We start from the raw sequence: 12,259 nt of genomic DNA, 5'->3' as shown, positions 1-12,259 counted from the left end.
GGCTTGAGATGCGCCAAGAACTTTCTGTCATCAGTGAGTTCATGCTCCCAGTTGCTGCACAGCAGATATCCAGTCTCTTGCGGGCGAGCATTCGGTCTGACTTGCGCCGTCCTGGATTTTGAGATGGGCATTGAGAAAGAGCTCTTCACGCCTTGTGTCAGATGCATCCCCGACTAAAAGCAGCGGGCGACGGGGCGTTTGCGGAGGTCCAGAAATTGCCAAGCTGGAGCTTGGCGCTCCCAGGGAATACCGGACTTGGCCGAATACGCTTCTACCCGTTGGTGGCTTAGTTTTGTTCTACGGTTTCCACCATCAGGTCTACATAGGTGTCTGGGCCAGATGTCAAACGAATGCGCACGGGCAGGTATTGCAAGCTCGGAGCGAACCAAATTTCAGCCGACACGGAGCTGCGGGGCTTGGCCAGGGGCCTGGGTTTGAGGTGGAAAGCAGGGGTAGGGCCGAGACCGGGTAGCTGCACGGTGTCTTCGCCCACCACATCGTAGGTCCATTCGTCCACACCACCAGGCCGTGCAAGCCAGAAGTTGATCTGACTGCCCGGTTTCAACTGCACCTGACCAGTGGAAAAACGATGCCCCAATTCCAGGAACTGACTGGCAGCATCCTGTATTTCTTCAGGGCGGGGGACACGTTCGCCGTTGTCCAGACGAATATCTTCTCCTATGCGAACGCCCCTCCGTTTGGAGCGGACCTGCTCTTCATACAGTTCCGGTCGCAAACCTCTTTCGGTAATTTCCCCCTGGCTGGTAAATCGCGAGGACATCAGGATGCCCAGATCCAGCTGCACCACCGCTTGGTAGCGCGTACCTTCTCTTTGCCACCGAACCTGAGCATTTCCATGAAGCTCGCCCCGAAAATTGCCCCCCAAACTGTAGCGCAGACGCGTATTTGCAGGCCAGGTGGCTAAAAATGCGGGAGGAGTGTCACTAGCACTCGCCGACGGCACAGGCGCAGGCGCTGGTGAGCCCTCGGTACCTGCCACTTGGGATGCAGGGTCCGACGCTGAATTGCTCGGCGCTTGGGCAAGGGCAGGTGCAGACGCTGTCTCACCGGGGGTGGCTGCCGGTTCTTGGGCGGCGAGGTCTGTAGGTTTGTCCTCTGCAGGCTCGGCAGCGAGCGTATCCGGTGCAGTCTCTTGCAAAGGTGCGCTGGCGGGAGTTTGAGGCGGTTTTGCCGTGGGGACCTTGCCAGGCTTGGCAGAGGCCACTCGGACTGATGGCTTTGGAGGAGGCGGTGCTGAGACGGTTGTGGTGGGAGGCGGTTCGGGGGGCTGTGGGGTAATCGTACGGGTGTAGAAGGGCTCGGACACTTCCTTGAGCACGCTGGGTGGCTGAAGCAGGTTGGTGAGCCACGCAAGAGCCACCACATGCAGCGCCAGCGCCACGAACGTGGCCATGGTAAATCCACGCGCTCTCTCACGGCGCGGGCCTTGTTTTAATCCGTTGCTCAGCGCCCAGGCCACGGGCGTGCACCCGCCACCGAATCGCTGCTCGAGCCATCGGGAGGCAGCAGGCGCCAGGTCGTACTTCCACTGGGAATGGCCAGTGGCAGGCGCAGCAGTTTTCGATCGCGCGCCACCAGAGCGATCACCTGCCGCGCGGTGCCCGCATAGAGAGGCAAGTCCTCCAGCTTGGACAAGCGCCAGCCTGAGGCTGGCACACCACGTGTGGCAGGCAATTCCACGCCAATCCATTCGTCTCCCGCGGACAGGCCTGCGGTGGCCGCAGCGCTGCCAGCCAATACTACTTTCACCACGACGCTCCCGGCGGCTTCACTCACGCGCAAGCCCAAAGTCTGGGCGAGTTGGGATGGCTCGTCGAGCACCCTGACGCCTTGTGCCTGGAGCAATTGCTTGAGGGGCAGTTCAGTGGTGCCGTGCACCCAGCTTTTCATTTCGCCATCAAAGCTGCGGCCCCCAAGTTCGCCCAGCACTGCCACGAAATCGGCTTCAGACATGGGCCCACCCTGGCAACGCTGCCAAAGCGTACGCATGACTTCATCCAGTGTGGTTCGGCCCTCCTGACGCAAGGAGAGATCAAAGCAAAGAGCTACCAGCGCACCTTTGGTGTAGTAACTGATGGTGCTGTTGGGCGTGTTTTCATCTGGGCGGTAGTATTTCACCCAGGCGTCAAAACTGGCTTGTGCGACAGACTGAACGTGACGGCCCGGCGCTTGTTGAACCTGATTGATGGTCTTGGTCAGAAGCCTGAAGTAGCCGGCATCGTCTATGAGGCTTGACCGGCGAAGAAGCAGATCATCGTAATAGCTGGTGAAGCCTTCAAAAAACCAAAGCAGTTCTGTGTAATTTTCCTGGGTGTAATCGTACTGCGCGAACTCGGACGGTCGCAGGCGCTTGACGTTCCAGGTGTGGAAATATTCGTGGCTGATAAGGCCCAGCAAGGTGGTGTAGCCTTCGCTGGCGCGCGCTTCCCCTTGCCGGGGCAAGTCTCGGCGCGTGCAGATCAGCGCTGTGCTGAAGCGGTGTTCAAGCCCGCCATAGCCATCGTCGACGGCGTTGAGCATGAACACGTATTTATGGTGCGCTGGCTTATTGGCGCCATGCCAGAAGCGAATGGCTGTTTCACAGATTTTCTGCGTGTCGCTCAGCAGGCGAGCACCGTCAAACGATGCTGACGCGCCTGCAACCACAAATCGGTGCTGAACGCCGCCTGCCGTGAACTCTCCGCTCCAGAAGGTGCCCATTTCGACGGGGCTATCAGCCAGTTCGCCGTAGTTGGCCGCTGAGTAAGTGCCAAAACCATCTGGGCTGGTGCGCCCGGGGTTCAACGCGGTGGCAAGCTGCCAGTTCGGCGCTTCTTCAGGCTTGGCAACCTTCAGAACATGAGGAGCGTCTTCTTGGCCGTGCACCCGCAGGCATAAGCTGGTGGGATTGAAGAAGCCTCGCTGGCTGTCAAGCCATGCTGTGCGAACCGAGTTGTCAAACGCGTAGGCGCTATAGCGCACGACCAAGGGCCGATCGGGGTCGCAAACAATGTCCCACGTGCATTTGTCCACCTGTTTTATATCGATGGCGCTGCGCCCCTGGCGAGCCTGGACGCCATGAAGATGGCGTGCAAATTCGCGGACCAGATAGCTGCCGGGAATCCAGACCGGGAGCGACAGGCGCTGCAATGCGGCTGGCTGGGCCACGGTGAGTTCCACAGTGAACTCATGACCTGCCAGGCTGGCAGGCTCTATGACATACTGCACCGCCGCGGTCTTGCGCTGAGAGGGTTTGCGTGAAGACATATAGCTGGCAACCTTAGGAACGCGTTGAAGACCCCGAATGGATCGTCGACACGTTCTGACAGCCCAAGGGCACTTGGGCGCGACTCATCAGCGAGTCAGAAGTTTTTCGATTTGTTGAGCGTTGATGGCGCCAGGCACCCGGGTTCCATCCGCGAACACCAGGGTGGGTGTGCCTGTGATGCGGTACTTCTTGGCGAACTCCACATTCGCTGTCAGCGCATCGGTATTGCAACTGGCGGCTTTAGGTTGGCTGTTGTCCAGCATCCAGTCGGTCCACGCCTTGGCTTTGTCTTTGGCGCACCAGATATTGCGTGATTTCTCTTCCGAATCTGCACCCAGGATAGGCGTCAGGAAGAGATGGACCGTCACGTTGTTGACGTTTTGCATGTCTTTCTCAAAGCGCTTGCAATAGCCGCAGTTAGGGTCTTCAAATACCGCGACCTTGCGCTTGCCGTTGCCCCGGACGATGGTAAATGCGTTCTTCAAGGGCAAATCCTTGAAGTCGATGGCGGTTAGCTTTTCCACGCGCTCGTCCGTGAGGTTCTTGCGATTGCGTGTATCCAGCAGCGAGCCTTGAATCAGATAGTTGCCCTCGGCATCGGTGTAGAGGATATCGGTGCCGATGCGAACCTCATACAGCCCTGGCATGGGCGTCTTGTTGACTTCATCAATCTGGGTCAAAGCGGGAATGCGCTCGCCCAGGTTTTTCTTGATGGTGGCTTCCTGTGCGTGGGCCAGTCCCGGCAGGGTCAAAGCCATGGCCAGCAAGAGGGCTTGTTTTAATTGTGAGGTCAACATATAGATACCGGCTAATCAGATTTAAAGGATGTTCGAGGCATCTGCGCGCTTGCAGTTCCCATGGCCAGGCGTGCGATGGCGGACTTTAAAGGTCCACTGTGATCAAACATGGTCATGCCCCAGTTGCGCAGCGAGGCCAATGTGCCCTCCGGTCGACTGAACAATTGTTGCATGGCATCGGTTGCCACACTCATACGAAGCCACTCCGCCTGGCGAGCGCGCTCGTACTGACGCAATACTCGCATATCTGCAGGACTGCGCCAGGCCTGTCTTCGGGCAAGCACTTGCGCCAACTCCGCTGCGTCGCCCAGGCCCACGTTCAGGCCTTGTCCTGCCAGCGGGTGTATGGCATGCGCAGCGTCCCCTGTGAGAGCAAAACTTTCACCCGGTCGTCCGGGCATGGTTCCTACCCACTTTTGGGCATGCGCGAGCATCAGGGGCCAGGACGCTCTCTCGGACGCCATGGCCACTGCGCCCAGGGCGCCATGACTGGCGTCCGCCAGCTGCGCTGCAAAAAAGCCCGGTTCGCAATTCATCAGCTCGGCCACACGCTCAGTGCGTACCGACCAGACCACGGCCACCTGTTTGCCCTGAGGACCGCCCAGCGGCAAAAAAGCGAGGATCTCACCCATGGGCGTGAACCATTGCCTGGCTACTTGCCCATGTGCGTACTCACAGTCAATTCGGGTGGCGATGGCATGCTGCGGATAAGCGGTCGAGCTGAATTCCACGCCTAATGCTGCCCGTGTCTGACTTGCCCGGCCTTCGCAGACCACGGTCAGTGGCGCGGAGACTGGAGATGTGAGCTCTTCAATGGCCCCCTGGTAGCGAACGGCCTCAGCCAGTTTGGTTTCAAGCGCGGGGACGTCGACGATCCAGTTCAAGGCATCAACACCCTGCGCCTCAGCTGCAAACCGCAGGTGACCCTGCTGATCGCCATGCACCTGCATTTCGCGTACAGGCGTGGCAAAGCGTTCCTCGGGCCAGCAACGCAGTGATTCGAGCAAGGCCTTGGCCGCGGGGCTGAGCGCGTAGGCGCGCACGTCGCCATGGCCGCTTGCTGGATCTCGCGCTGGTGCTACAAGGCCGACGCGCAGCCTCTCGCGCGCCAGAAGCAGGGCTAGCACGCGGCCGACAATGCCGGCGCCGCGGATGCAGATATCAGGGGTAAGCGCCATGAGGACCATTGTAGGCGGGCTCAAGGCGTCTGCTATGGCATGGCAGTCATCTATTGGAGCGGGTAGCGGGGTGATCCGGGCAACGGTGCGCGTTCTCGTTCCAAGTCAGCACGCCAAAGCGCGGGAAAACGGCACGCACGATCGCTTCCTATGGCTATTTCAATGTCATCCGGGCAAGTCCAGGCCAAATTGGAAGTGCCTTTGCATGTGACGAGTGGAGTACAAGGAGTGTCTCCACTGCTTGAACCCTTGAGAGACAATGCGCATCCAGGCCAAGCTATCGGCTCTTTTTCGCGCTTATTTGGATACTGAAAAATGCCTCTACCCGATACCTCTTCAAGCGATGTGCAAGCCACCATTGCACGTCTTTTCGTGTACCCCGTGAAGTCATGTGGTGGCGTGGAGGTACGTGAAGCTGTGCTCACGGAAACCGGTTTTGATCTCGATCGCGCCTGGATGGTGGTAGACAGCTCCGGCACGTTTGTGACGCAGCGTGATTGTCCGCGCATGGTATTGATTCGCCCTCAGATCAAGACTTTTGAGGTCGTGCTGCGCGCCCCCGGAATGCTGGCCCTGCACGTGGGTATTGATCAGGTGGAGTCGCCCACCACGGTTCGAATATGGAAAGACGAAGTACCGGCATGGGACATGGGGGATGTAGCAGGCCAATGGTTCAGCGACTTCCTGGAAAAGCCGGGGCTGCGCTTCGTTCGCTTTGACCCCGAGGTGCAGCGCCTGGCTTCCAAGCAATGGACTGGCGAGCTGGACGCACCCATTGAATTTGCGGACGGCTTTCCTGTCTTGGTGGTCAGTGAGGCATCACTGACGGGGTTGAACACTCGCCTGCAAGCGGCGGGCCACGAGGCCGTCGGCATGGAGCGTTTTCGCCCCAATATCGTGCTGGCAGGTATTGAAGAACATGACGAGGACAGGCTGCAAGAGTTCGGCATTGCGGCCAAGGACGGACTGGTTCGTGTGCGCCCGGTCAAGCCTTGCCCCCGTTGCCCCATACCCAACGTAGATCCTGCCACCGGTGTGCCTGGCACGCATGTGATGGATGCCTTGCAGGCTTACCGGGCTGATCCGCGGCTGGATGGCGCCATTACCTTTGGCATGAATGGCATCGTGACCGAGGGCGTCGGCCATACGCTCAGGGTGGGCGACGTCGTGAACGCGGACTTCCGCTTCGATTGAAGGTGGGGCGCTCTTGCGCTCTGGCATAGGCCGGAATCAGATCATCCGATGATTTCCAGCACATGATCGCAGGCGTCGAGGGTGGACTGCCTGTGCGCGATGATGACGACCGTTTTGCTTCCGGACAAACTTCGGATGGCTCCGTTCACGGCCTCTTCGGTAGGCCCGTCCAGTGCGCTGGTGGCTTCGTCCATGCAGAGCACAGGCGGGTCTCTGTAGAGAGCTCTTGCGATGCCAAGCCGCTGGCGCTGCCCGCCCGAAAGGCGTATGCCGCGGTCTCCTACCAGGGACTGATAACCGGCAGACAGTTCACCCACAATGAAATCATGTATGTGGGCGGCGCGCGCGGCACTCTCCACTGCTTTCATGTCGATGAGATCTTTGGCGACTCCAAAGGCGATATTTTCTGCCACGCTGGTGTCGGCCAGGTAAATATGCTGGGGAACGTAGCCTATGGATCGTTGCCACGCCCCGACATCTTGCGGCGTCACGGACTTGCCATCTACCAGAAGCGCCCCAGTATGGGGGTGCAACAAGCCCAGGACAATGTCCATGACAGTGCTTTTGCCGACCCCACTTTGACCGGATATGCCCGTGATTTTCCTGGCAGGTATCACCAGCGTCCGATTCTTCAGGACAGGCTTGTCTTTTGCGGACGGGTAGGCATAGGAAACGCCTTCCAGGCGAATTTCATGCTGAGGAACGATCACGTTATGGCTTACACGCTGATCCTCACCGGGCATCGACAAATCACGATGGATAGGCTCCAGGACTGCGCCCGAAAACTTAAGCTTGGTCAGGCCGCTGTACATGGATTGCAGCGCTGGCAAAAGCCGGTAGGCGGCAAAGCCGTACAGGCCAATGGTGGGGAGCACGTGGCTCACGTCGCCAGAGCGCCACAGCAATACCAGCGCAATTGCAATCAAGCCCGTGTAGCCCGCTGCTTCCACGAGATAGAGCGGCGCCTGGCTCAGCGTGTCTGCCGCAGCAGAGCGGCGAGAAGTCTCACGGGATGCCTCGGAAAAATCCCGTAGATACATCTCCTTGGCCTGCGTGAGCTTGACGTCCTTGATCCCGCTGATCACTTCATGGCAGCTTTGATAACGCCGGATATTGGCTGCCTGCCGCGCGGCGCCAATGAACGCCAGGCGCTTGCGTACTGAGAAATAGATGACGCCGTAGAGCGTGCCCACAGCGGCCACGATCCATAGCGCCATCTGGGGGTCGTAGGCCAGCACCAGCAAAGTCATGGCCAGGGCCACGGCCCCTTGAGCCACCACGATGGACAGCGGTTGAAGAAGGTCAAAAACGAGCTGATCCACGTCCGAGAGAACATTTTTCGCCAGCTCGGAAGGGTTGCGTGTGAGAAAGAATTCATAGGGTTGCCGCAAATACTGCGACAACAAGCGCGTTCCCAAAGATTGCCGCTGCATCTGGATGAACCGGCTCACGACATGGAGTGTGATGGCCTTGAAAATCGACGATGCGACCACTGCGACCATCGTGATGAGGCCCAGCGCGAAAATGAAAGTGACCGAGTCAGAGAACCCATACCTTGCGTACACTGAGCTTAGCCAGGCGTTCTCCTGGATGATGCCAGGGCGAGCCAAGACCGCAAGAAATGGGGCAATCGAAAGTACGCCCGCGGTTTGCAGCAAAGCCATGGCACTGATCAACAGCAAGATCCAAATGGCCTTGCGCTGCTCTGCAGGAGTCAGCAATTCCCAAATTTTCTTGCAGGTAACTAGCATGGTTTGCATCCTTCAGGCAGACTCTGCAAAACCCGTCACGGAGCGGGCTGGGACATGGGGCCGAAAGCGGAGTTGAACGCGGGGCAGGCGCAGAGCCAGGAGCCCCAAGGCGCTTAGCACACCGTTGCCTTGCAGGGAAATCAGGGTGCTGGCGTTTCTCGGATATTGGGCCAACCGCCTTCGGTCACATCGTGAACTGGATCGAATTTGAGGATGTCCTCAATGTCTTTGTACTGTTCGATCAAAGGTGGTGTGAACGGCAGCTTCGAGCCAGGGGCTATGTCGCAGGACACGCCGGGTTCGTCCTGCTGGCGCGGCAGCACCACTGCAAACCCGGTCAACTGCGCCGTCATATCTTTAATGCACGACTTCAAGGTTTCTTCAGAGGCGTCGAAGCGCTCTGCGATCAGGCGGATTGCTTCATCGGCGCTGGGCGCACTTAGCAGGATGAGCAAGCAGTCTGCGGCTGATCTGTTGAGTGTGTAGTAGATGCCTCCCTGCAGATCAAGCAGGACGAGCTCGTCTTCATAGTTCTCAAACAGGATCTCGGAATGGGGAAATTTCAGTAAATTCATGATGGCTCGATAAATAGAGTGCGCGAGGAATGCGGAGCGCAGGTAAGGTGCTGCTCAAGGCGTAGAAGCAGTCCGCTTGCGGTCCAGGGACTTTTTGAAATTTCTGAGCAGATTGAGATCGACCATGTTTTTGCCTTTGGTCATGTTCCCGTCGTGGCGCCGGAAGAAAACGGAAATGGCATCCAACCTCTGGACAATCACCTTGCACTCCTGAGCTCGCAAGAACCAATCGAGATCCTCGCCAAACCTGAGTTCTCTATCAAACAAGCCCACCTTGTTCAAGAAGGCGGTGCGCCTGAAAACAGTGCCAGAGATGCTGCGTGAAAATGCATCTCCAGGCTCTCCGAATAGGTCGTGACCTTGGCCATCGGCCTTGATTCGGGCCAACTGAGGCAGGCCCATGGCTACATCAATCTGTGGATCACCTTCCAACACATTCAGTAGGCGAGCCAGCATATGGGGAGCCCATAAATCATCGCTGTCCAGAAATGCGATGAAATCGCTTTGCGTGTTGGAGATACCAAAATTTCGGGCCGCTGCAGGACCTCCATTGGCTTGAGACAGCACGCGTACACCCGGATAGCTGCGTGCGCGCTCTGCGGTCCGGTCATCGGAGCCGTCATCGACCACGATGATTTCGAGGTTCTGGCAGTTCTGGCTCAGAACATTTTCGATGGCAGCACAGACCAGCAACTCACGATTGAAAGCCGGAATGATGACGGCAGTGGAGGCTTGTGAGAACGTGGAGAGATTCATGTCGAATGCAGGCTAATTCAATCGATGGGTTCAATGGGTTCAATGGGTTCAATGGATCTTGGCTGCATCCCGTTTGCGGTCAAGTGCTTTCTTGAATACCCGCAACACATTGAGCTCTACCAGGTTCTTGCCTTTTGTCATGTTGCCGGTGTGTCTGCGCACAATGACCGATGCGTAATCTACCCGCAGAATGTGGACTTGCAGCTCCCGCGCTCTTGTAAACCAATCCACATCTTCGCCAAAAGTTAGGTCTGCATCGAACAGGCCAACTCTCTCAAAGGCTTGGCGGCGAAATACGGTGCCGGTAATGTAGGCGTCAAATCCTTCTCGGGGATTTCCATAAAAATCTCCGGTCTCACTACCGTGGGTGAACCTGGCGAGCTGAGGCCATCCCATGACCACATCCACTTCGGGGTGCTTGTCCAGGGTGTTCACCAGTTCCCGCAACATGTCGCTTGGCCACAAGTCATCGCTGTCCAGGAAAGCAATGTAGTCGCCCCGCGCATTCACAATGCCCCGGTTGCGCGATTGTGCGGGGCCACTGTTGGGGTGCTGGAACAACTTGACTTCCGGGTGGCTGCGCGCGCGCGCAGCGGTCGCGTCTGTGGAACCATCGTCCACCACAATCAGTTCCAGATCCGGATACTGCTGAGCCAGTACGTTTGAAATCGCATCGTCTATCAAATGTTCCCTGTTGAACGCGGGGATGATGACCGTCAGGGGGGTGGGAGCTGCAGCCTCGTCGACAGGTGCAGGCCCTATGTGGTTGCGGCCTTCGTTAAGCCAAGAGCGCAAATATTCGATCAAACGCTTTCTGTCAGAGCCCAGTTTCAACCTGAAGCTGGGCACTGAAGCGCACAGGCGGTCTATGAATTGATAAGTGTCATTGCCGGCATAGGGAAGCTGTTCAACCGTGGTCAGGCTGGCTGCGTGTTTGACCTCATGCCGGCTGATCGTGTTTTCGATGACGGATTGCGGAGCGTCATGCACCTTGGGCACCAAGATGGCTCGAACCGGCATGGATGCTGGAATTTGGTCCGCAAATGTGGGAATCAATTCGAAGATGGCTTTCTCGTTCTCGCCGCCTTCCGGGTTCGTCAGGCAAGGTCGCAGCCTTTCGTAAAACGAGAGTTGGTCCCTGTTGACCTTGGCAGAGGCATACAGGGGATACACAGTAGGCTCAGGCTCCAGTGCCAATACGACATAGTCGTCACCAGAAAAATGCATGCCCTCTTGCAGGCCGTTCAGCGCTGTAGAGGACTTTCCGATTCCTCCGCTGCCGGTCAGCAGAATGGCACCCTCAGAAGTACCGATGGCCGCCCCATGCAGCAGCTGTCTGTCTTCTTCGCTCATGCACCAGTGAAGCAGAGAGCGCAAGGGCGCTGCCGCACACCAATAAGGCAAATGCTCCGGCTCGTCCACCCAGTAGTAGCCAAGGCGCTCGCTCCGAGAATACATGTTGACGGATAGCTCTCCGTACAGAAAGGCAAACTGAAATACCTTGTTGTTGAATCCCCAGATGTCGCCCCTGTCGGTAAAGTGGCGCCTGTCGCAGGGTGGAGGCGGCGCACCGATCGCGCTGCTTGATCTATCCCAGAGGCACAGGGTATGCGCTGGCTTGCAGCCTTCTGCGGATTCCACGCAAAGATGCCCAAGCGCAGGCAGGAAAATCTGCTTTAACTTCTCACTGGCAAAACGCAACTCAATGCAAATGCCTGCTAAAACGATCCTGGTGATGGATTGGTGCATAGCGGCGGCCTGTTGGTAGCCTTCCCCCATTTCCTGGAAAAACGCCCGCTGCACCTCTTCATCTTCATAGAAATCCGTCATCATTTTTCACCCATCGCTTGGCGCCGCCGGTCGAGATGTTCTTTAAGAATGGACAGATGCTGCTGGCGCGCGGTTCTGTGCGTTGCCCCTGAGTTGGTCTTGTGGATTCGCCGGTGCAGCAAGATGTCCGGCAGCGTCTCGATACGCAAGCCCATGCTTTTGGCTCTCAGGTGCCATTCGATATCGATCCCCACCAGCAAATCCTCTCGAAAACCACCCACGCGTTTGAACACCTCTTTTCTGACAAGCAGCGTGCCGCTCACCGGTGCTGCCATGGGTTCGGGTGGGCAAAAGAGCTGGGCCTTCTCTTCTGGCGTCAGGTCTGCGTCAACGAACTGCTGGGCGTAGCCGTGCAAAATATCTACGGCAGGGGACTGTGTGAAGTGTTTCAGCTGAATCTGAAGTTTGTCCGATGGCCAGAAATCGTCAGAGTCCAGGAACGAAATGTATTCACCGCACGCGCGCTCAACACCCACGTTTTTGGCCTTGCTGGCACCTTGGTTGTGCTGATGAAAGTATTGAACCCTGTTCCCATACGCCTGGACGACTTTGGCTGAATCGTCAGTGGATCCGTCGTCAATCACGATGATTTCGTGATGGAGCATGGTTTGGTTTAAGGCGCTCTCAATCGCTTGTGCAATGTATGTCTGTCGATTGAAGCATGTGATGATGATGCTTACCAAAGGTGATTTCATGAGTCATCCATCATTCAACATCCATGCGGCCCTGCGATGAAAAAAGGCCCCCACGCTTCCCCGCTTCGCGAGGTCCGCTGCCCCCCGAGGGGGCTTTTCCATCTTGGGGCGGCCCTGCGATGAAAAAAGGCCCCCACGCTTCCCCGCTTCGCGAGGTCCGCTGCCCCCCCCGAGGGGGCTTTTCCATCTTGGGGCGGCCCTGCGATGAAAAAAGG

At 57.6% G+C, this 12,259-nt stretch carries 10 protein-coding genes; 1 reads left to right on the top strand and 9 read right to left on the bottom strand.

Translation table 11 applies throughout. The annotated features are described in order from the left end of the window. Positions 1-286 precede the first annotated feature (286 nt). From ABIE13_RS20875 to ABIE13_RS20860, 4 genes are all read right to left on the bottom strand, one after another. On the bottom strand, positions 287-1,414 hold the full coding sequence (locus ABIE13_RS20875; protein ID WP_354446989.1) for a DUF3108 domain-containing protein: 1,128 nt from the start codon (positions 1,412-1,414) through the stop codon (positions 287-289). Between the two features lie 50 nt (positions 1,415-1,464). After that, a complete protein-coding gene (locus tag ABIE13_RS20870) occupies positions 1,465-3,267 on the bottom strand; it encodes a M61 family metallopeptidase (protein WP_354446987.1) in 1,803 nt (600 codons plus the stop codon). Between the two features lie 87 nt (positions 3,268-3,354). Further along, a complete protein-coding gene (locus tag ABIE13_RS20865; protein ID WP_354446985.1) occupies positions 3,355-4,065 on the bottom strand; it encodes a DsbC family protein in 711 nt (236 codons plus the stop codon). Between the two features lie 11 nt (positions 4,066-4,076). Continuing rightward, the gene (locus ABIE13_RS20860; protein ID WP_354446983.1) at positions 4,077-5,243 is read right to left on the bottom strand and encodes an FAD-dependent monooxygenase; all 1,167 of its coding nucleotides are present in this window, start codon (positions 5,241-5,243) and stop codon (positions 4,077-4,079) included. A 315-nt stretch (positions 5,244-5,558) separates the two neighbouring features. Here ABIE13_RS20860 and ABIE13_RS20855 point away from each other — a divergent pair, with 315 nt between their 5' ends. After that, positions 5,559-6,437, top strand: coding sequence for an MOSC domain-containing protein (locus ABIE13_RS20855; protein ID WP_354446981.1), 879 nt, complete (start codon positions 5,559-5,561; stop codon positions 6,435-6,437). Between the two features lie 41 nt (positions 6,438-6,478). Here ABIE13_RS20855 and ABIE13_RS20850 read toward each other — a convergent pair whose 3' ends face one another. The 5 genes from ABIE13_RS20850 to ABIE13_RS20830 all read right to left on the bottom strand — a co-directional run bounded on the left by ABIE13_RS20850 (position 6,479) and on the right by ABIE13_RS20830 (position 12,044). Next, positions 6,479-8,188 (bottom strand): ABC transporter ATP-binding protein, encoded by a 1,710-nt coding sequence (locus ABIE13_RS20850; RefSeq protein ID WP_354446979.1) that lies wholly within the window; start codon positions 8,186-8,188, stop codon positions 6,479-6,481. A 140-nt stretch (positions 8,189-8,328) separates the two neighbouring features. Further along, positions 8,329-8,763, bottom strand: a complete 435-nt coding sequence (locus tag ABIE13_RS20845) for a PqqD family protein (RefSeq protein ID WP_354446977.1) — start codon at positions 8,761-8,763, stop codon at positions 8,329-8,331. Positions 8,764-8,817: 54 nt separating this feature from the next. Next, the gene (locus tag ABIE13_RS20840; protein WP_354446975.1) at positions 8,818-9,519 is read right to left on the bottom strand and encodes a glycosyltransferase family 2 protein; all 702 of its coding nucleotides are present in this window, start codon (positions 9,517-9,519) and stop codon (positions 8,818-8,820) included. A 48-nt stretch (positions 9,520-9,567) separates the two neighbouring features. After that, positions 9,568-11,352: a glycosyltransferase gene (locus tag ABIE13_RS20835; RefSeq protein ID WP_354446973.1), complete on the bottom strand. Its 1,785-nt coding sequence runs from the start codon at positions 11,350-11,352 to the stop codon at positions 9,568-9,570. Then, the gene (locus tag ABIE13_RS20830) at positions 11,349-12,044 is read right to left on the bottom strand and encodes a glycosyltransferase family 2 protein (protein WP_354446972.1); all 696 of its coding nucleotides are present in this window, start codon (positions 12,042-12,044) and stop codon (positions 11,349-11,351) included. The genes ABIE13_RS20835 and ABIE13_RS20830 overlap by 4 nt, the downstream gene beginning before the upstream one ends. Positions 12,045-12,259 lie beyond the last annotated feature (215 nt).

Source organism: Ottowia thiooxydans (assembly GCF_040548795.1).
In the GTDB taxonomy this organism is placed as follows: domain Bacteria; phylum Pseudomonadota; class Gammaproteobacteria; order Burkholderiales; family Burkholderiaceae_C; genus Ottowia; species Ottowia thiooxydans_A.
The sequence above is the reverse complement of the archived record's forward strand: the minus strand, read 5'-3'. Positions and strand labels throughout refer to the sequence as shown.